This is a genomic window from Streptosporangium subroseum, assembly GCF_900188345.1.
Classification (GTDB): Bacteria; Actinomycetota; Actinomycetes; order Streptosporangiales; family Streptosporangiaceae; genus Streptosporangium; species Streptosporangium subroseum.
Genome location: NZ_FZOD01000011.1, coordinates 174658 through 193992 on the forward strand (window position 1 = coordinate 174658; position 19335 = coordinate 193992).

Annotated in this window: 16 protein-coding genes; 6 read left to right on the plus strand and 10 right to left on the minus strand. The window is 68.7% G+C overall.

What is annotated here, in order from left to right:
• Positions 1-33: 33 nt before the first annotated feature.
• The 5 genes from CHC08_RS14330 to CHC08_RS14350 form a co-directional block, all read right to left on the minus strand.
• Positions 34-891, minus strand: coding sequence for a 5-oxoprolinase subunit C family protein (locus CHC08_RS14330; protein ID WP_089207747.1), 858 nt, complete (start codon positions 889-891; stop codon positions 34-36).
• Entirely contained in the window at positions 888-1583 is a 696-nt protein-coding gene (locus CHC08_RS14335; protein WP_245878316.1) for a 5-oxoprolinase subunit B family protein, read from the minus strand. The genes CHC08_RS14330 and CHC08_RS14335 overlap by 4 nt, the downstream gene beginning before the upstream one ends.
• A 10-nt stretch (positions 1584-1593) precedes the next feature.
• Positions 1594-2349 (minus strand): LamB/YcsF family protein, encoded by a 756-nt coding sequence (locus CHC08_RS14340; RefSeq protein ID WP_089207748.1) that lies wholly within the window; start codon positions 2347-2349, stop codon positions 1594-1596.
• A gap of 7 nt (positions 2350-2356) precedes the next feature.
• A complete protein-coding gene (locus CHC08_RS14345) occupies positions 2357-3868 on the minus strand; it encodes a hypothetical protein (RefSeq protein ID WP_179282043.1) in 1512 nt (503 codons plus the stop codon).
• 203 nt (positions 3869-4071) lie between these two features.
• A complete protein-coding gene (locus CHC08_RS14350; protein WP_089207750.1) occupies positions 4072-4314 on the minus strand; it encodes a hypothetical protein in 243 nt (80 codons plus the stop codon).
• Between the two features lie 743 nt (positions 4315-5057).
• Between CHC08_RS14350 and CHC08_RS14355 the strand changes: the two genes are divergently transcribed.
• The 3 genes from CHC08_RS14355 (at position 5058) to CHC08_RS14365 (ending at position 10108) form a co-directional block, all read left to right on the plus strand.
• Positions 5058-7151 (plus strand): SpoIIE family protein phosphatase, encoded by a 2094-nt coding sequence (locus CHC08_RS14355; protein ID WP_089207751.1) that lies wholly within the window; start codon positions 5058-5060, stop codon positions 7149-7151.
• Positions 7152-7393: 242 nt separating this feature from the next.
• Positions 7394-9031, plus strand: a complete 1638-nt coding sequence (locus CHC08_RS14360; protein ID WP_089207792.1) for an RNA polymerase sigma factor — start codon at positions 7394-7396, stop codon at positions 9029-9031.
• Positions 9032-9142: 111 nt separating this feature from the next.
• The gene (locus CHC08_RS14365; RefSeq protein ID WP_089207752.1) at positions 9143-10108 is read left to right on the plus strand and encodes a hypothetical protein; all 966 of its coding nucleotides are present in this window, start codon (positions 9143-9145) and stop codon (positions 10106-10108) included.
• Positions 10109-10292: 184 nt separating this feature from the next.
• Here CHC08_RS14365 and CHC08_RS14370 read toward each other — a convergent pair whose 3' ends face one another.
• Together CHC08_RS14370 and CHC08_RS14375 are read right to left on the minus strand one after the other, a co-directional pair.
• Positions 10293-11033: a YaaA family protein gene (locus CHC08_RS14370; RefSeq protein WP_089207793.1), complete on the minus strand. Its 741-nt coding sequence runs from the start codon at positions 11031-11033 to the stop codon at positions 10293-10295.
• 600 nt (positions 11034-11633) lie between these two features.
• Positions 11634-11861, minus strand: coding sequence for a DUF7455 domain-containing protein (locus CHC08_RS14375; protein ID WP_089207753.1), 228 nt, complete (start codon positions 11859-11861; stop codon positions 11634-11636).
• Positions 11862-12100: 239 nt separating this feature from the next.
• On the opposite strand from CHC08_RS14375, the gene CHC08_RS14380 reads away from it, so the two are divergent.
• Positions 12101-14173, plus strand: a complete 2073-nt coding sequence (locus CHC08_RS14380; RefSeq protein WP_179282037.1) for a DNA gyrase/topoisomerase IV subunit B — start codon at positions 12101-12103, stop codon at positions 14171-14173.
• A gap of 106 nt (positions 14174-14279) precedes the next feature.
• Here the strand turns inward: CHC08_RS14380 and CHC08_RS14385 are convergent, their stop codons facing one another.
• The gene (locus CHC08_RS14385; RefSeq protein ID WP_089207755.1) at positions 14280-14876 is read right to left on the minus strand and encodes a beta-class carbonic anhydrase; all 597 of its coding nucleotides are present in this window, start codon (positions 14874-14876) and stop codon (positions 14280-14282) included.
• A 119-nt stretch (positions 14877-14995) separates the two neighbouring features.
• Between CHC08_RS14385 and CHC08_RS14390 the strand changes: the two genes are divergently transcribed.
• Complete coding sequence (locus CHC08_RS14390) at positions 14996-15313, plus strand: hypothetical protein (protein WP_089207756.1); 318 nt, start codon at positions 14996-14998, stop codon at positions 15311-15313.
• A gap of 207 nt (positions 15314-15520) precedes the next feature.
• The gene (locus CHC08_RS14395; RefSeq protein WP_089207757.1) at positions 15521-15886 is read left to right on the plus strand and encodes a VOC family protein; all 366 of its coding nucleotides are present in this window, start codon (positions 15521-15523) and stop codon (positions 15884-15886) included.
• 5 nt (positions 15887-15891) lie between these two features.
• Here the strand turns inward: CHC08_RS14395 and CHC08_RS14400 are convergent, their stop codons facing one another.
• Together CHC08_RS14400 and CHC08_RS14405 are read right to left on the minus strand one after the other, a co-directional pair.
• Positions 15892-18393 (minus strand): DNA gyrase/topoisomerase IV subunit A, encoded by a 2502-nt coding sequence (locus CHC08_RS14400; RefSeq protein WP_089207758.1) that lies wholly within the window; start codon positions 18391-18393, stop codon positions 15892-15894.
• Positions 18394-18588: 195 nt separating this feature from the next.
• Positions 18589-19206, minus strand: coding sequence for a GNAT family N-acetyltransferase (locus CHC08_RS14405; RefSeq protein ID WP_338055676.1), 618 nt, complete (start codon positions 19204-19206; stop codon positions 18589-18591).
• Positions 19207-19335: the final 129 nt, after the last annotated feature.

Genomic DNA, 19335 nt, shown 5'->3' on the forward strand with positions numbered 1-19335 from the left:
CTCCTTAATCGTCGCTGTGACGATAATAGATGATCACATATGGAAGCGGATCCGGTCACCGGGGCGGAGCTGGGCGGCTCTGGCGAGGGCGGCCGAGGTCAGAACGGCGATGACGGGATAGCCGCCCGTGGGCGGGTGATCGGCGAGAAACACGATCGGCTGGCCGTTGGGCGGCACCTGGACGGCTCCGGCCACCATGCCCTCGCTGGGCAGCTCCCCCTCACGGATCCGATCGAGGCGGGTGCCGCGCAGCCGGACGCCCACCCGGTTGCCGTCCTGACTGACCTCGTACGGCTCCGCGCACAGGTCGGCCAGCGCGCCGGGCACGAACCAGTCGTCGCGGGGCCCCGGCAGGGCTCGCAGGACATCTGTCATGACTCCGGGCTGCGCCGCCGCGTCCACGGTGAGCGGAGGCAGAGCGCCGGTCGGCCCCACGGGCAGGACCGTTCCGGGACGGAGCGGGGGAGGGCCGAGACCGGAGAGCGAGTCGGTCGACCTGCTCCCCATGGTGACGGGAGTGTCGATGCCGCCCCTGATCGCGACGTAGGTGCGCAGGCCCGCCGAGGGGAGCCCGATCCGGAGCTCGTCGCCCGGAGCGACCCAGAACGGCGCGCACATCCCCGCGGGGACCGTCCCGCGGGGCCGCGAAAGCTCCACGGGACAGGGAGCCCCGGTGACGGCGGCCCAGGCTCCGGCGGCGAAGAGCAACCGGGCACCGCCGAAGGTCAGCTCCACTCCCGCCGCGCCCTCGGGGTTGCCGACCAGGCGGTTGGCCAGCCGCAGGCTCGGCGCGTCGGCGGCGCCGGAGCGGGGCACACCGAGGTGACCGTATCCGGGCCGGCCGAGATCCTGCACGGTGGTGTACGGTCCCGGAGCGATCACCTCGATCATGGACCGGCGATCGGCTGGAAGCGCACCCGCGTGCCCGGGGTGAGAACGGCGGGCGGGTCGGCGGTCACGTCCCACACGATCAGGGGGGAGCGGCCGAGCAGCCGCCAGCCGCCCGGGGAGGCCGAGGGATAGACCGCGGAGTAAGGTCCGGCGATCGCCACCGCACCGGCGGGCACCGAGGTCCGCGGGGTGGAGAGCCGAGCCACGTGCAGCACCGGATCCAGACCCGTGAGATAGGCGAATCCGGGGGCGAACCCCAGCCAGCCCACCACCAGCTCCCGCCGGGTGTGCAGCTCGACCACCTCCGCCACGGAGAGCCCGCTCAGGGCGGCCACGTCGTCCAGGTCGGCGCCGTCGTAGACCACGGGGACCGTCACGGTCCTGGTGGGCAGGGAGGCTCCGGCGCCGGTGGTGCGGGCCGTGGCCAGCAGGCCGGAGAGCAGGTCCCGCAGCCGTGACAGGTCGGCGCCCGGCGCGGCGACCAGGACGGTGGCGGGGCCGGGCACGATCTCGACCACCCCGGCGGGGCGATCGGCCCGCAGGAGGGCGTCCAGCCGGTGGGAGACCTCCAGCGAGCCGGTCTCCACCAGCAGGGCGTGCTCTCCGGCCCGCCGGATCGTCATCGTGCCCTCCGGCGCGCCGCCCTCGCGGGCCGTCTCCAGGCTCACCGGTGGGGCGTGCTCGCGGGTCATCGCACCGGCCTCACGTGAAGGCCCTCAGCGTCACCCCGGCCTTGACCAGGCCGTCGCGGACGCTCCGCGCCAGGAGCACGGCGCCGGGGGTGTCGCCGTGCACGCAGATCGAGCGCGCGTCCACGGGGACCTGGGAGCCGTCCACGGCGGTGACCGTCTGGTCGGTCGCCATGCGCACGGCCCTGGCGGTGACCTCGGCGGGGTCGTGGAGCACGGCGCCGGGGGAGCGGCGGGAGACCAGGGCGCCCGCGGAGGTGTAGGCGCGGTCGGCGAAGGCCTCGACGACGGTGGCGAGCCCCTCGCGGGCGGCGATCTCGTGGACGGCGGAACCGGGCAGGGTCAGCACCGGCAGGCCCCGGTCGTAGTCGACCACCGCGGTCACGACCGCCTCGGCCTGCTCGGGATCGCGGCAGATCCGGTTGTAGAGCGCGCCGTGCGGCTTGACGTAGGAGACCCGGCCGCCCATCGCCCTGGCGATCCCGTCGACCGCCGCCAGCTGGTACAGCACCTCGGCGCAGAGCTCCTCCGGATCCACCTCCATCTCGCGGCGCCCGAACCCGGCCAGGTCCCGGTAGGACACCTGCGCGCCGATCATCACGCCCCGGTCCACCGCGGCCGCGCAGGTGCGGCGGATGATCACCGGATCGCCCGCATGGAATCCGCAGGCGATGTTCGCGCTGGTCACCACGTCGAGCAGGGCCATGTCGTCGCCCAGCCGCCAGATGCCGAAGCCCTCACCCAGGTCGGCGTTGAGATCGATCACCATGGCTCACCTACATCGGAGGTTCGTCGGGTATGTCTGCGATGTCGTCAAGGGCGATGGCCAGCTCCTCCGGATCGTCGCCGATCCGCTCGGCGATCTCGATCAGGACGTGCAGCACGTCGTGCCGGTCGTGGCCGAGGTCCAGCAGCCGCTGGGCGGCCTCCCAGAGCTGCGGAGGATCGCCCTCCCAGAGGCGGCCGGCGATCTCCTCGTGCCAGGCGAGGTGCTCGTCGTAGTCGGGCCGGTTGATCTCGCCGCCGTGATCGATCCCCAGCAGGACCCGCCGGTCGGTCTCGTCGGCGGGATTCAGCAGGCCGAGCTTGATCTCGCCGTGCGTGCCCTGGAGGAATGGGAACGCGAACACCCGTCTGGCCAGGGCCGACAGGTCGCCGTCGGGCAACAGCCGCTCCAGCAGGTTGTCGTCGAGGCCGAAGGTCGTCGGGTCGCGGTAGGCCTCGGCGAACTTGGCCGTCGCCTCCCAGATCCCGTCGAGGGTGGCGCGCAGGCCCTCGTCGGGCAGACCGGTCCTGCGCGCGGCGAAGCGCGCCCATGCCCCCAGCACGTGGGGCACCGCCTCCTGCTCGGCAGGGGTGAGCAGGACCTTGCGCGGCAGCCAGTCGAGAAGGAACGTCTCGCACTTGGTCGGGCTTACCCGGAGCGGACGGCCGAAATCCTGGTCGCAGCCGTAGTCGATGATGTGGTCGGCGCACCGGGAGGCCGCCGAGGGGTCCGACAGGTGCTCGGCCGCGCTCGAGGACAGGAACTCCGCGGCCAGCATCGCCCGGCGGTCGCGGCTGTAGGGAGCCTCGCTGTGCAGCGGGGCCGGGCGCTTGCGGCCGGGCGGCAGCGCCTTGATCCGGGACCGGGCGAAGGCGTGGTAGGCGCTGTAGCTGTCGCTGATCGGCGCGGACGTCCTGCGGTCGCCGTACTCCACGGTGGCCTTCATGGCCGATTCGAGCAGTGCCCTGGACTGCTGCGGCTCGATCTCCTGGAACCTCAGCATCGGGTTGCCCTCGGCCTCGGCCCGGGCCTGTTCCAGCAGCTTGTCCACGTGTGAGGAGACCCAGGCGTCGCGGGCGATGCCCCGCATGTTGTAGTCCACGATCACGACCAGCGCGTGCCGGTCCTCGCCGCTGTCCGCACCCCGGTAGCCGAAGGTGCAGATGACCGTGTCTTGGTCGCCGTAGGCGTCGCGGGAGACGAAGCAGCCGGTCGGCTTGACCGCGCCCAGCCGGTTGGCCCAGCGGGGCCTGGCCACGTCGCGCTCCATGAGCGCCAGCGCCGCGCCCTCCGCCTTGGCGGCCTGGCGGGCGGTGCCGAGGTAGGCCAGCGCGATCAGCAGGGTGAGCGCGGCAGGAGACCCGGCCTTGGCCGCGTAGTCGACCAGACCCTCACCGAGGACCTGCTCGGCGTCTCCCCGTTTCAGCCGGCGCCCCCACCATGCTCCGATCATGTCCGAGACCATGAGCTCGGCGTCCAGCGGGCTGCGTACGGCGAGCAGCTCGCGAGCCGCCAGCAACATCTCGGAGAAAACCTCATCCGGAGACTGGCTCTCCCTGGGGTCTCGACGATGTCGCCGGCTCAAGCAGCCTCCTCCGTCGGCCGCATGAGCCTGTCGCCGCTGCCGCCGCGTTGATTGGCCCGTTCGCTTCGCTCGCTCACGCCCCAACCTTCTCGCATTCCCGGGCCAAACGGTGCGTAGAAGACGGCCGGGTGCCCCCGATGCTACCGGGGACTTCGGGGCGGCGGCGCGGAGTTGACAAGGGCGAGCAAATGCTCGCGCGCCACACGTTCGATCACTTCGGGCGTCACCCTGATACCGAGGTGCTCGGCGCAGGCCCGGACTTCGGCCACGCATCGATCCACGGTGGACGCGGGAACAGTGAGAAACTCAGCGGCCAGACGGGCGCTCACCGGCTCGTGGCACGTCGTCGTGCCGCCGGTGGAGCGGATGGCGAGAGCGGGCATGAGTGTCGCATTCCTCCGGTTTTCCGGGGGGATGACCCCCAGGGAGACGGCCGGGACGTGCGTTCTCATTCCACAACTTATCCCGTAAGTGTCAACCCTCCGAGGGAGTGATATGGGAAGCTGACAACTTAACTTGACTCAACTTGGCTACAGGGGAGCGGGCCGGTGTCGTCGAAGAGGGAGCCAAACGGACAAGGAGTCAGTAGCCTGATCTTGCCGGGGATGCCGATGGAGACGAGGTCGGCAGTTGCCGGGACGGTCCGGCTCGATCCTGCTAGGGTCCTGGCCGCAAACGTTTAAGGCGTCGGCGATGATCGCGCCGGTGGCCGCGAACACGGTGGGAGCAGCGTCAGGTTCTGGGCGGCGCAAGGCCGGCGAGAGCCATGACGCCGAGCACGCGGGAGGATCCCGATCCGGGCTTCTCGCATCAGGGCGTTAGATTGCCTCGGCCTCGGAAAGGGGGCGGATGCGGCGGGAGACAGCGTCACCATCCGGCTCCGGCTCAGTGCCGGCCGGCGGATGGCCGTGCCGGTGTCCCGGCGCGTTAGCGTGGAACCCCCGGGCCCCGGGCCGAAGACGTTCGAGGGATGCGCCGACCTCATCATGGGCGGGGCTTCCGTCCGCACACACCCATCGCTGATGATGTACTGCAGGATCCGGTCCCCCGGAGCCGCGCTACGCCAATTCGCAAGTTTGGAGATGTGCCTCGTGGGAGACCCTGGCACGCGACGGAGGTGCCGACCATGAGCGCCGAAACCTCCGTGCCCCGTCCCCGGGAGTCGGGTGTGGACATCTCAGACTCCGGGCTGTTACAGGGCTTGCTGTCGCAGTCACCGTTCGCTTTCGCGTTCTTCGACCCCGCCGGTCGTTTCCAGCGGGTCGACGAGGTCTTCGCCGACGTGGTCGGGCTCTCCGTCGAGCGTCTGGTCGGCCGGGCTCCGGGCGAGTTGCTCTCCGCCGATCTCACCGCGCTCATCGAGGGCTCGGTCCGTGGCATCGCGGAAGGCTCCGAGGTCGATGGCGATCAGCGGATCCGGGTGCGCACGGCCGACGGGGAGACCCATCACTGGTCGCTGACGTTCTCCCCGGTCCACGACGACAAGGGCACGCTCCGCGCGGTCTGCCTCATCGGGGTGAACATCACCGACAGCAGGCAGGTCGAGGAGGATCTGCGGCGCAGCGAGGAGCGTTACCGCTCGCTGGTCGAGGCCCAGTCCCAGCTCGTGTGGATCACCGCGCCGACCGGGGTCGTCATGGAGGACGCGCCGCAGTGGCGCGCCATCACCGGCCAGGGCCTTGAGGAATACCTCACCCACGGCTGGCTGGAGGCCGTTCATCCCGATGATCGTCCCCACACCGAGGAGGCGTGGCGCGACGCGCTGCGCGGCCGGACCATGTTCGAGTGGAGCTATCGCGTTCGCACCCGGTCCAGCGGCTATCGCCACTTCGAGGTGCGCGCGGTCCCGATCATCCGGCACGGCCGGGTGGTCGAGTGGGTGGGCGCGAACACCGACGTCACCCCGCAGCGCGAGGCCGAGGAGATGCGCGGGCGGCTGACCGATCAGCTTGGCGCCGCCGCCCTGCGGACCGCGCGGCTCCAGGGCGCCACGGCGATGCTCGCCGAGGCGCTCACCGTCGAGCAGGTCGTCCAGGTCATCATCGACGTGGGCCGTACGGCGCTGGCGGCCGACCGGTCGGCCGTGGCGCTGCTCGACATCGACAGGGCCGCCCTGAAGCTGGTCAACAGCGGTGGCATCCCCGATGTGCCCGGCGCGCCGGGCGAGGAGATCCCGCTGTCGCACTCCAGCGTGATGACCATGGCGGTGAACAGCCGCCGCCCGGTCTTCGCCGAGTCCCCCGAGAGCCTGAAATCCCAGCTCGTGGACGCGGGAGGCGAGGAGGAGACCGTCACCAGCTTCATCGCCCACAGCGATGAGCGGGCCTGGGTGGGCCTGCCGCTGCTGGCCGCGGGGCGCGCGCTCGGCGCGCTGCGCTTCTCCTTCACCAGGCCCCAGAAGATCTCTCAGGAGGACGGCGTCTTCCTGGAGGCGCTCGCCGGGCAGTGCGCCCTGGCCGTGGAGCGGGCCACCCTGTTCGAGCGGGAGCACCGCACCGCCGAGACGCTCCAGCGCAGCCTGCTGCCCGATCGCCTGCCGGTGGTGCGCGGTCTGGTGCTGGCCCAGCGCTTCCGCTCGGGAAGCCGTCACGTGCAGGTCGGAGGCGACTGGTACGACGCGTTCGTGCTGCAGGACGGCCGGGTCGCGGCGGTGGTCGGCGACGTCATGGGCAAGGGTGTCAAGGCCGCGGCGGGGATGGGCAGGATCCGCAACGCCATGCGGGCCCTGGCACTGACCAATCCGCCGCCCGCGGCGGTCCTCACCGGCCTGGATCGGGTCTTCGAGGCCACCGAGGAGGAAGAGCAGGTCACCACCCTCGCCTACATGGTGGTCGAGCCCGGCACCGGAGAGGGCACGCTGGCGCTGGCCGGACACCCGCCGCCCCTGCTCGTCTCACCGCAGGGCGTGCCGCTGCTGTGCGACGGTGAGCCGGGCACGCCGCTCGGCTGGCCCACGAGCCGCAGGCAGTTCCGGTTCTGCGTTCCTCCTGGTCACACCGCTGTCCTGTATTCGGATGGTCTGGTCGAGAACAGGAAGCGTGGGCTCGATGCCGGACTAGCTGAACTTTGCTCTGTTGTGACCGAAGCGCCACCCGAAGTCGTCGGAAGCCCGCATATGTTGCTGGATTTCCTGGTGGATCGGATGCTGTCGGGATATGAGCAGGATGACGACGTCACGGTGCTCGCGATTCATGTTCCTCCAGCCACGAAGAGTGACTGAATGAATCAGTCATAACGGTTGCTTTCGGGTATCGGTGCCTCGCTTACGTACGCACTACTCTCTTGGTCGGCCTAGGGTGGAGGACAACCGCCAGGAGGCGGCCGTATGGATCACGGTGTCATGCCACAATGCTGGACAGGTGCGTCGCGGTTCGCGCGGCCTCGCTAATTACAACTAGAGCTAACTGCCCCTAGTTGGGCATCTGGGTCCATTCTCGTCACGCTTTCCTTCGAGAGGTGTTCGTGTCGCCTGCAAGTTCGACTCGCTCGAAGCCATCCGAGCTGAACGAGCCCGTCATTCAGCAGCTGATGGAGCGGGGGCGCTCGCAGGGGTTCCTCGAGTCCGAGGATGTCCGCAAGGCCGTCGAGGAAGCGGACATTCCGATGGCGCAGGTCGCTGGAATACTGCGCAGCCTCAGCAAAGAGGGCATCACGGTAAGACTGACCGCTGAGGACTCCGCGGCTCCCAAGAAGTCCCGGACTTCGACCAAGCGCCGTGCCCCCGCCGTTCCCGCCACAGTTAAGAAGACCAAGACCGCCGCGGCGGCCAAGGAGCAGCCGGAGACCGTCACCGCGGTCGTCAGCGGCTCCGAGCCCACACCCGCGGCCAAGAAGCCGGCGACCCCGGCCAAGAAGGTCGCCCCGGCTGCCAAGAAGCCGGTTCCCGCCCCGCCCAAGAAGGCCGGGCCCGAGGCGGCTGCCCCGAAGTCCGACCCGAAGCCGAAGTCGGCCTTGGGTGAGGACGATGAGGACGTCGAGCTCGAGGATGTCGAGCTCGAGGACTTCGACCTGGAGGCCGTGGCCGAGGTTGAGGTCGAAGTCGAGGTAGAGGTCGAAGTAGAGGTTGAGGCCGAGGCCGAGGCCGAGGAAGCGCCCAAGGTCGTGGTCGTCGAGCAGAACGAGGACGAGGTCCTCATTCTCTCCGACGACGACGACGACGCTCCTGTGCCGCAGGTCGCCGCCGCCGGCGCCACCGCCGACCCGGTCAAGGACTACCTCAAGCAGATCGGCAAGGTCCCGCTGCTCAACGCCGAGCAGGAGGTCGAGCTCGCCAAGCGCATCGAGGCCGGCCTGTTCGCCGAGGAGCAGCTGGGCACCGACGGCGAGAAGCTTCCGGTCGACGTCCGCGCCGAGCTGGAGTGGATCGCCGAGGACGGCCGCCGGGCCAAGAACCACCTGCTGGAGGCCAACCTCCGCCTCGTGGTCTCGCTGGCCAAGCGCTACACCGGCCGCGGCATGCTCTTTTTGGACCTGATCCAGGAGGGCAACCTGGGCCTGATCCGCGCGGTCGAGAAGTTCGACTACACCAAGGGTTACAAATTCTCCACCTACGCCACCTGGTGGATCCGGCAGGCGATCACCCGGGCCATGGCCGACCAGGCGCGGACCATCCGCATCCCGGTCCACATGGTCGAAGTGATCAACAAGCTGGCCCGTGTCCAGCGGCAGATGCTGCAGGATCTCGGTCGCGAGCCCACTCCCGAGGAGCTGGCCCGCGAGCTCGACATGACCCCGGAGAAGGTCGTCGAGGTCCAGAAGTACGGTCGTGAGCCGATCTCCCTGCACACCCCTCTGGGTGAGGAGGGCGACAGCGAGTTCGGTGACCTCATCGAGGACTCCGAGGCGATCGTCCCGGCCGACGCGGTCAGCTTCACGCTTCTGCAGGAGCAGCTCCACTCCGTTCTGGACACGCTGTCCGAACGTGAGGCGGGCGTGGTCTCGATGCGATTCGGTCTCACCGATGGTCAGCCCAAGACGCTCGACGAGATCGGCAAGGTCTACGGGGTGACGCGCGAGCGCATCCGGCAGATCGAGTCCAAGACCATGTCCAAGCTTCGCCACCCGTCCCGGTCCCAGGTTCTGCGCGACTACCTGGACTGAGATTCATCGACGGCAGGGCCCACGCCATCCGGTGTGGGCCCTGCCGTCGTTAACGCAGCTGTAACAGCCCGGTAGCACGGAGTGTGGGACGGGCTTCTAGGCTCGCGCCCCATGGGTGTGGCCGAAATGGACAGGATTCGCGCCCGGGGGCCGCGGGTGATCGTTGATCGCCCGTGGGCGGACGCAATGCTCGACGACGCGGTCACCGCGGTGCGCCGGAAGATTTTCGAGGCCGGGACGGTTGCGCTCGGTGCGACCCGAGGGGATCCGGAGAGCCGGGCGCTCAGGGTCGAGGCACTGGCCAAGGCCGCCGTCGGCTTCAGCCGGAGCATCGAGGCACTGACAAGCCGTGACCAGGGTAATCCCGATCTCTGGCTGTGGCTGGGCCGTACTCGCATCGAGGAGGCCTGGGCGCTCAAACCGGATGTGAAGGCGAGAGCCGTGCAGGCGCAGCGCCTGCAGGCCTTCCAGCAGGCGATGGAGTCGGCCAGGCGGCCGCTCCTCACCGCTGCGGCGCTCGCACCGTCGGATCCGGTGCCCTGGGAGTCGATGATGTGGTTCTGTCTCGGCCTCGACCGTCCGCGTCAGGAGAAGGACGCGGCCTGGTTCGAGGCCGTTCGCCGTTATCCGACACTCTTTCCGGCCCACGTGGCCCGGTTGATGACGCTCTCCCCAGCCTGGGGAGGCAGCGCACAGGAGATGCTGAAGTTTGTCAGGGAAGCCGTCTCGCAGGCGCCGGACGGCGACCCGATGCCCGCGCTGCTGCCCCTGGCGCATTTCGAGCAGGTGGCAGCCGAGCGCTCGCCGATGTCGCGGGGAGGCTGGTTCTCGGACGAGGCGCTGCGCGAGGTCGTCTCACACGCGGGACGCTGGCTGGGCAGGAGCGGACATCCACGGGCGGTGGAGGCCCACAACCTGTTCGGAGCCGCTTTCTACCTGGCTGACCTGCGGCGGCCCGCACGCGGGCACCTCATGCGGACCGGAGGCAGGGTGAGCCGGCTGCCATGGTCCTATCTTGGCGATCCGGCTCAGCAGTTTCTGCGGGCCTGCGGCCGGCTCAACGTCGTTCCTGTGTGAGCGCCCAGGAAACCTGTCGGCGTGGAGGCTTCCGGTAAGAGGTGCGCTCTCCGGGCGTTCTGGAGGAAAGCTCTCCGGGCGTTCCGGAGGGGAACGGGAGGCCGCCGCGGCGCGCGGTGAGCTTCGGCAGGGGCGTGCCCCGTATGCCTTCAGCTTTAAGCAGCTTTAAGAAATGCGCCATATGTCACACTTTGACGCTGAGTGTCCACGATCCTCTGCCGCTCGGGGGCGGTTCGAGGGTGACGGAGTGGCCCAGGTGGTCCAGGATCTTGGCGAGTTCGCCGGGGGTCCGAGGGTCGGCGCCCTCCTCCAGCAGGGAGCGGGCGATCGCACCGCGAGTGGCCTTGGCCATGTGGCTGACGACCTTGCCGTCCCTGAGCACTCGCACCGTCACCGCACGGTCACCGGGCCGCCACGCCGCGGCGTAGGTGCTGGAGCGCAGGTCCACGACCAGGCCGGGCTCGGCGTCGAGAACCGGGGTGATCGACCGGCGCCAGTAGGAGCCCAGCCCGCCGAGCGACGGCAGTTTCACTCCCATGGAGAGCCGGTACGGTGGCACCCGGTCGGTGATCCGCAACAGGCCCCAGAGCCCGGAGAAGATCAACAGGCTCTCCGCCGCCCGCCCGGACGCCTCGTGGGACAGGGAGGCCAGGCCGAGATTTTCGTAGAGCACGCCGGTGTAGAGATCGGCGGCCTTCAACGTGGGGGCGGTCCGCAGGGTCTGGTTCTTGCCGATCTCACCGAGCTGTCCCGGCGACAATCCGAGGACGACCTGAGCCTCGGCGCCTTCGCACAGTGCGCCGAGCGAGTCCAGGACGATCTCCCGGGACGCGTTCAGGGAGGAAAAACTCAGTTGGGGCAGGTCAAGGGCGGGGCCGTCGCCAAGCGCGGCCTTTCCCTCCGACGGAGGCAGCACAATCAGCACAGTCGCCGAGCGTAGTGCGGTGAGCGGAAGCCGGAGTCCTTCAGTGTCCTTCAACATGATCAACAGGGCTTTTGACCGTCCTGTCGACCACTCCCGGCCGGCGATCCACCGGACGGATACGGAGAGACGGGTTCTGCGCGCCGCCGGCGATGTGACCGAGCGGGCTGAGCGCTCTCGCGGGCATGACTCTCACCCGGGCATGGCTCAAGGTCTGATGGAACGCGGGTGGAAAACGCTTACGACGACTGCGCAGCGTGAATGGAAAATCGCGAAACGTGAACGGAGGATTCGGTGCCGGCGGCCTGAGGACGGCCACGCACATCCTCATCGGCACGCCTGCCGTCCACGCCTCGTTGGGGTAGGAGGCCGTGGAGCGGAACCGAGATCTTGTTCAATGGCTGTGGTGCCGCGCGCGCGGCACCCGGGCCATCAACGGGGATATGGCGTGCCCTGCTCTCGTATGCGCGAGGGCAGGGTACGTGTGGCGGGCATATTCAGTCGTGGTGGAGGCGAACACCGTGACCCGGCCGCTCTAGGAGCGGCAGGACCTCACGGTGTCGGGCCGATATCGCTACCGGGTCCGATGACTCCTGCACCTACCTATTCATCGTTGGTCGCAGTCGAAGGAGCGTCGCTGAGACGCGCCGACTCGTCCTGGATGTTGGCACCCTTGTCTCTCAGCACGGCTATGTGCTGCCGCCCGTGGTGGGCGCAGAACAGCAGCTCCCCACCTATGGGCAGGGTCGCGCGGATGTAAGCCTGGGCGCCGCACCGGTCGCAGCGGTCCGCGGCCGTTAGCTGCTTGGCGGGGGCGAGAGTTCCAGTCACGTATCGCCTTTCAGGTCATCCCCAAGTGGAGGATCTGGCGTCAGTCACTTGAGAGAACATCTAACCCGATACGAACGTTCCCAACCGACCCCCCACTACGCCGAGAGCGGAAAGCGTCCGGAGGTAAGGGTGATCACGCCGGATGTAACACTGTTGGCCACCTGATGGCAAGCTTGTACGCGCAGCGGTGGGAAGAACGGTAAGCTGCGCACACGTGTTCGAGCAGAGTGGGAGTGGCTGTGACCGCAGTTAGCGCGGAGGCGGGTTATACGGCTCGTCATCTGTCGGTGCTGGAGGGTCTCGAAGCCGTTCGCAAGCGCCCGGGCATGTACATCGGGTCCACCGACAGTCGTGGCCTCATGCACTGCCTCTGGGAGATCGTGGACAACGGGGTCGACGAGGCCCTGGCCGGCCACTGCGACCGCATCGAGGTCGAGCTCCACGCCGACGGTTCGATCGAGGTCCGTGACAACGGCCGTGGCATCCCGGTGGACATCGAGCCCAAGAGCGGCCTGGCGGGAGTCGAGCTCGTCTACACCAAGCTCCACGCCGGCGGGAAGTTCGGAGGCGGCTCCTACGGCGCCTCCGGCGGCCTGCACGGCGTCGGCGCCTCGGTGGTCAACGCCCTGTCCTCGCGGCTGGACGTCGAGGTCGACCGCGGCGGCCAGATCCATGAGATCAGCTTCCGCCGGGGAGTCCCCGGCGTCTTCGACGGCAACGGGCCCACGGCCAAGTTCAAGAAGAAGTCCGGGCTGCGCGACGGCGGCAAACTCGCCCGCAAGGTCACCGGCACCCGCGTCCGCTTCTGGGTGGACCACCAGATCTTCCTGCCCGATGCCGAGGTCTCCCTCGACGAGATCCACGTCCGCCTCCGTCAGACCGCGTTCCTGGTCCCCGGCCTGACCCTGGCCGTGCGTGACAGCCGCGGTGAGGAGGCCGCCGAGGAGGTGTTCCGCTTCGACGGCGGCATCTCGGAGTTCACCGAGTTCCTCGCCCGTGACGAGGCGGTCTGTGACGTGCTGCGCCTGCAGGGCGTCGGCCACTTCCACGAGACCGTGCCGGTCCTCGACGATCTTGGGCACATGACCGCCACCGAGGTCCAGCGCGAGCTCACCGTGGACGTCGCGCTGCGCTGGGGCAAGGGCTACGACAGCACCATCCGATCCTTCGTCAACGTGATCGCCACCCCCAAGGGGGGCACTCACATCAACGGTTTCGAGCGGGCCCTCGTCCGCACGCTGAACGAGCAGTTGCGTGAGACCCGCCTGCTGAAGAACGGCGATGCCCCGGTCACCCGCGAGGACATCATGGAGGGCCTCACCGGAGTGGTGACCGTCCGGGTGCCCGAGCCGCAGTTCGAGGGGCAGACCAAGGAGGTCCTGGGCACCTCGGCGGCCTCCAGGATCGTCGCCCACGTCGTCGCGCGAGAGCTCAAGGAGCTCTTCACCAACCTTCCGCGCGGTGCCAAGCAGCAGCTGCGCGCGGTCCTGGAGAAGATCGCCGCAGCGGCCAAGGCCCGCGTCGCCGCCCGTGAGCACCGTGACAACCAGCGGCGCAAGACCGCCCTGGAAAACTCCGCGCTCCCGGCCAAGCTGGTCGACTGCCGCAGCGACGAGGTGGACCGCAGCGAGCTGTTCATCGTCGAGGGTGACTCGGCGCTGGGCACCGCCCGCGCGGCCCGCGACTCCGAGTTCCAGGCGCTGCTGCCGATCCGCGGCAAGATCCTGAACGTGCAGAAGGCGTCCGTCGCCGACATGCTCAAGAACACCGAGTGTGCCGCGATCATCCAGGTCATCGGCGCGGGCTCCGGCCGCTCTTTCGACATCGAGGCGGCCCGCTACGGCAAGGTCATCCTGATGGCCGACGCCGACGTCGACGGCGCTCACATCCGCTGCCTGCTGCTCACCCTGTTCCACCGCTACATGAGGCCGATGGTCGAGGCCGGCCGTGTCTTCGCCGCCGTCCCGCCGCTGCACCGGATCGAGGTCACCAACCCCGGTCGCGGTCAGAACAAATACGTCTACTGCTACTCCGACGCGGAGCTGCACCGGGTCCTGCGCGACCTGGAGCGCCGGGGCAAGCGCTGGAAGGATCCGGTCCAGCGTTACAAGGGCCTGGGCGAGATGGACGCCGACCAGCTGGCCGAGACGACCATGGAGCCTCGCCACCGGACCCTTCGCCGGGTCCAGATCGAGGACATCCAGGAGGCCGAGCGCATCTTCGACCTCCTGATGGGCAGCGACGTGGCCCCGCGCCGGGAGTTCATCGTGGGCAGCGCGGCCGAGGTCGACCGCGACCACATCGACGCCTAGCCCTGCATTCCGCACGTGACCCCGATCGGTCTGGGGCGATTACCCATGGCGTTGGATCAGATATAGCTGCTGACCTGCAACGATATGGCACGTGCGGAAAATGGGCCTAGCGGGCCGTGCCGCCGGGGTCGAGGGGCGGGGAATCCTGCCCCCGCCCGGTCCACATCTCGATCGGCATCAGCTTTCCGGTGCGCACGTCGTAGATCGCGCCGCCCACGGGCAGGTCCGGGGGCAAGAACGGGCTGGTCCCGATGCGCATGAGGTCATGGCGCAGGGCGGCGTTCTGGTCGGGGACGGTGTGAAACTCCAGGCTCCGGGTGTCGACGCCGTGCCGGGCGGCGAGCTCGTGCACGTCGTCGTCGGTGACCTTTGACATGCCACAGTCCGTGTGCGGCATGACCAGCACCCGCTTGACGCCCAGCAGATAGACCGCCAGGACGAGCGTCCGCAGCACGTCGTCGGTCACCCGGGCTCCGGCGTTACGCAGGATCTTGGCGTCACCGGGCTTCAGGCCGAACAGTCCCAGCGGGTCGATCCGCGAGTCCATGCAGGTCACCACCGCTAGGCCGCGGGCCGCCTTGCCGGTCAGCTCCGCATCGGTGAATGCGGCGGAGAAGTCCTCGTTCGCGGCCAGCAGGTCGTCGAAGACGCTCACTTGAATACCTCTTGGTCGACGGAATGAACGGGACCAATAATCCCTCATGCCCATTTCGTGGGAATTTCCGGGTCCTCTTTCCGCGACGTCTTCACCAAGGTCCCACCATCGATACTCACTCTGAGTAATGATGCTGTGATGCACGGTGTGGAAGCGTGGAGAGGGCAATGAGCAGGACCGAATCCCTGGCCGACTATCTGCGCGCCCAGGGTAGGCGAAGGCTGGACCGGGTGGAGACCGGAGATGAGGGACGCAACGCCCGCTCGGCGCTGGCCCTCCTCGACGCGGCGGTCTACGCCCGGTCGTTGAGCGACGACGACCCGTTTGTGGTCGCCCTCGCGGAGGCGGGATGTTTCGGTCCGCCCGGCTGTGACGAGTTCCAGCCGACCGATCAGGTCGCCCGGCTGATCCGTTTCTGGGAGTCCGGCGAGCCCTGGCAGTTGTTGATGGCGATCCGGTTCGCGCTTCAGGGCGCACCGGCGTGATCGGGTGAGGAATACGGCGGTGGCGCTGGGGCAGGCGTTCTGCGCGTCCCAAGGCCGAGGCGTTTGACGGGCCCCGGGGCTTAGGCGTTCTGCGCGCTCAGGGCCGGGGGCGTTTCGCGCACTCCGAGCTGATGGGCGCAAAAAGCGATTGAAGCTTCCGAGGACACCGCCATAAGATCTTTACCGGTGTCGAAATTTGGAGGAATCATGGCAGTTGCCCGCATGCGGTCGATCGTTATCGACTGTCCCGACCCGAAGCGCCTGGCCGATTTCTACAGCGCCCTTCTGGGGTGGGAGATCACCGGCGTCGAGGACGACTGGGTGACGGTCACCGATGGAAATCCGGGACGGCTCTGCTTCCAGCTGGCCCCGGACCACCAGCCGCCCGTCTGGCCCAGTGCCGACCGGCCCCAGCAGTTTCACATCGACGTGACTGTGGACGACCTTGACGAGGCCGAAGCGGCCACGGTGGCGCTGGGCGCGGTCAAACACCCGCACCAGCCGGGCGAGAAGGACGGTTTCCGCGTCTTTCTCGACCCAGCCGGGCATCCGTTCTGCCTCTGCGTGGACTGACGGTCCTACGCGATCTCAGGGCTCTGCGGGGCCTGAGGGTCCTGCGCGGGTTCGTCGAAGGCGCCGATGGCTCCGCCGACGGCCGCCACGGTGTGGGTGAGCCGGACTCCGGAGCCGTCACGCCGGCCCAGCTCCTCGGGGAGAGGCACGGGCTTGCCGACGGCTGAGACCGCGCGGGCAGGGCCGGGGCCGACCCAGGCGAGCAGCAGCACGTCTTCGCCCTTGAGGAAACGCTGGACGCGAACGCCACCGGTGCCACGGCCCTTGGCCGGATATTCGGTGAAGTCGGAGATCTTGGCCCCGCCGATCTGGGTGCCGGGCAGCGCGGTGGAGGATCCGGCGATCGTCACGACCTGTGACTCGCGCGCCGGATCGACCACGCCGAACCAGATCACGGTGGCGTCGTTGTCGAGCCGTACGCCAGCCATGCCGCCCGCCGGACGACCCTGCGGACGGACGATGGAGGCGGGGTAGCGCAGCAGCTGGGCTTCGGAGGTGACGAAGACCAGGTCGTGATCCTCGCTGGTCAGCTCCACCGCCCCCACCACCGTGTCGCCGTCCTTGAGCCCGATGACCTCGAAGTCGTCGCGGTTCGCCGGGTAGTCGGGGACCACCCGCTTGACCACGCCCTGTGCCGTGCCCAGGGCCAGTCCGGGCCCGTCAGGATCGAGCGAGCCGATGCCCACAACCGTTTCGTCCGGGTTGAAGGTGACATATTCGGACACGGGATGTCCGCCGGACAGCGACGGCGGGTTGACCGAGCGGGGCAGCGTCGGCAGGTCGACCACCTGGACCCGGATCATCCGGCCCTGGTTGGTGACCACGCCGACCTCACCCCTGACCGTGCTTCTCACCGCGGAGATCAGCACGTCGTGGGCCGAGCGCTCACCGTCGCCGGCCAGCGAGGAGGCGTCGGAGGTGCGTGCCAGAAGGCCGGTCGAGGAGAACAGCACCAGACACGGGTCGTCGGGCACCTCCAGCGGCGCCGTGGCGTTCCTGGTGACGCCGGAGGACTCCAGCAGCACCGTGCGGCGAGGCGTGCCGAAGGTCTTGGAGACCTGGGCGAGCTCGTCGGAGACGACCTTGCGGAGCTTGTCGTCCGAGGACAGGATCGCGGTCAGGTCGGCGATCTCCTCCTGGAGAACCCGCTTCTCGTTGTCGAGTTCCAGCTTGTCGAAGCGGGTCAGGCGGCGCAGCGGGGTGTCGAGGATGTAGGCGGCCTGGATCTCCGAAAGCTCGAAGACCTCCATCAGGCGCTCGCGGGCCTGGGCGGAGTTCTCCGAGGAACGGATGACCTGGATGACCTCGTCGATGTTGAGCAGGGCGATGACGAGACCGTCGACCAGGTGCAGGCGCTCCTCACGCCTGCGGCGGCGGTAGGCCGAGCGGCGGCGGACCACGTTGATGCGGTGGTCCACGTAGACCTGGAGCAGCTCGCGCAGGCCCAGCGTGCGGGGCTGGCCGTCGACCAGCGCCACGTTGTTGATGCCGAAGGTCTCCTCCATCGGCGTCAGCCGGTAGAGCTCCTCCAGCACGGCCTCGGGGATGAAGCCGTTCTTGATCTCGATGACCAGGCTGAGGCCCTTGTGCCGGTCGCTGAGGTCCTTGAGGTCGGAGATGCCCTGGAGCTTCTTGGCGGTGACCAGCTCTCTGATCTTGGTGACCACGCGCTCGGGGCCGACGTTGAACGGCAGCTCGGTGACGATGATGCCCTTGCGCCGGGGGCTGACCTGCTCCACGGCGCACTTGGCGCGCATCCGGAAGGTGCCCCGGCCCTTGGTGTACGCGTCGCGGATGCCGTCCAGGCCGATGATCGTGCCGCCGGTGGGCAGGTCGGGCCCCGGCACGAACCGCATCAGGTCGTCGAGGGTCGCGTCCGGCTTCTTGATCAGGTGGCGTGCGGCCGCGATGACCTCGACGAGGTTGTGCGGCGCCATGTTGGTCGCCATGCCGACCGCGATACCGGTGGCCCCGTTGACCAGCAGGTTCGGGAAAGCCGACGGCATGACCGTGGGCTCGGTCTCCTGGCCGTCGTAGTTGGGCTTGAAGTCGACGGTGTCCTCGTCGATCGACTGCACCATCGCCATGGCCGCCGAGGCCAGACGGGCCTCGGTGTAACGCATCGCGGCGGGCATGTCGTCGGGGGAGCCGAAGTTGCCGTGCCCGTCGATCAGCGGCAGCCGCATCGAGAACGGCTGCGCCATGCGGACCAGCGCGTCGTAGATGGCGGTGTCGCCGTGCGGGTGCAGCTTGCCCATCACGTCGCCGACGACGCGCGAGGATTTGACGTGACCCCGGTCGGGGCGCAGGCCCATCTCGCTCATGGAGTAGAGGATGCGGCGCTGGACGGGTTTGAGGCCGTCCCTGGCATCGGGCAGCGCGCGCTGATAGATGACCGAGTATGCGTATTCGAGGAAGCTGGTGCGCATCTCGGTGGAAACGTCGATGTCGACGATCCGCTCCTCGAAGCCCTCGTCAGTCGGGGGTGTGGTCGTCCGTCGAGCCATCTGATTTCCTGCGCGGGCACCTCGGCCTTCAGGCCGGGGGGAAGCGCATCCTCCTTCTGTCTGCGTGGTGTAGCCGTAGCCATCGGCTCTGGAGGAGCGTCAGGCCGGGAAGAGGTAGCCGAACATTGTGCCGAGACTCGATACCATACCCAGGGCACCCGACACTTCAAGGCCGCCTGCGGGCCGATCTACCGGCTACCGGCGATCGGACGGGGCGCCGGTGGCCTGAGCCGGCCTGGGCCCGGCTCCGGGCCAGGGCCCGGGAGCGTCGCCTTCGTACTCATCCCCGGGAACGTTGAGCCTGCTGTCGTAGATCCGGAACCCTCGCGCCTGGTAGTTGGCGAGCGCCACCGGGCTGTCGAGGGAGCAGGTGTGCAGCCACACCCGCCGGGTCGGCTCCCGGTCCGGCTGCCGCTCGGCCAGATCCCAGGCACGGGCCGCGGTGAACTCGAGCAGATGCCCGCCCACGCCCTTGCCGATCGCCCAGGGCAGGAGGCCGAAACAGGTGATCTCAACCGTCGCGTCGTCCTGAGGCATCAACTCGGCATATCCGGCCGGGGTGCCGCGGTGGTAGGCCACCCAGGTCTCCACACCGCGGTCCAGCCAGTCCGCCCACTGCTGCCAGGTCCACGGTAGCCGATTGGTCCAGTGCCAGTCTCCGCCGACGGCCGTGCTGAGGAACCGGCTGAACTCGGGCGAGGGCATTTCGGCGAGCACGACGCCGACCTCGATCGCCGGTTGCTTCGCGGCGAGCAGATCGGCAGGTGAGGTCTGTTCGAGATACCAGGTGGTGACGTCCATAGTGAGATGCATCAAATCATGGCGCGGAACGCGGCCGATCCCTCCGTGCCCGCGGAAGGCGGCGGAAGGCACCATTCGAGACCATTTGAAATCATTCTGAGCGTAGTGTGACCCAGGTCACTCCGCATGGTGTCGTCGCGA

Excerpts from the sequence above, each read along its gene's own strand:
- CHC08_RS14365 (WP_089207752.1), top strand. The coding sequence starts at position 9,143 with ATGGGTGTGGCCGAAATGGACAGGATTCGCGCCCGGGGGCCGCGGGTG.
- CHC08_RS14350 (WP_089207750.1), bottom strand. The coding sequence starts at position 4,314 with ATGCCCGCTCTCGCCATCCGCTCCACCGGCGGCACGACGACGTGCCAC.
- CHC08_RS14405 (WP_338055676.1), bottom strand. The coding sequence starts at position 19,206 with ATGCATCTCACTATGGACGTCACCACCTGGTATCTCGAACAGACCTCA.
- CHC08_RS14330 (WP_089207747.1), bottom strand. The coding sequence starts at position 891 with ATGATCGAGGTGATCGCTCCGGGACCGTACACCACCGTGCAGGATCTC.
- CHC08_RS14385 (WP_089207755.1), bottom strand. The coding sequence starts at position 14,876 with ATGAGGGATTATTGGTCCCGTTCATTCCGTCGACCAAGAGGTATTCAA.
- CHC08_RS14340 (WP_089207748.1), bottom strand. The coding sequence starts at position 2,349 with ATGGTGATCGATCTCAACGCCGACCTGGGTGAGGGCTTCGGCATCTGG.
- CHC08_RS14355 (WP_089207751.1), top strand. The coding sequence starts at position 5,058 with ATGAGCGCCGAAACCTCCGTGCCCCGTCCCCGGGAGTCGGGTGTGGAC.
- CHC08_RS14400 (WP_089207758.1), bottom strand. The coding sequence starts at position 18,393 with ATGGCTCGACGGACGACCACACCCCCGACTGACGAGGGCTTCGAGGAG.
- CHC08_RS14335 (WP_245878316.1), bottom strand. The coding sequence starts at position 1,583 with ATGACCCGCGAGCACGCCCCACCGGTGAGCCTGGAGACGGCCCGCGAG.
- CHC08_RS14395 (WP_089207757.1), top strand. The coding sequence starts at position 15,521 with ATGGCAGTTGCCCGCATGCGGTCGATCGTTATCGACTGTCCCGACCCG.
- CHC08_RS14345 (WP_179282043.1), bottom strand. The coding sequence starts at position 3,868 with ATGTTGCTGGCGGCTCGCGAGCTGCTCGCCGTACGCAGCCCGCTGGAC.
- CHC08_RS14390 (WP_089207756.1), top strand. The coding sequence starts at position 14,996 with ATGAGCAGGACCGAATCCCTGGCCGACTATCTGCGCGCCCAGGGTAGG.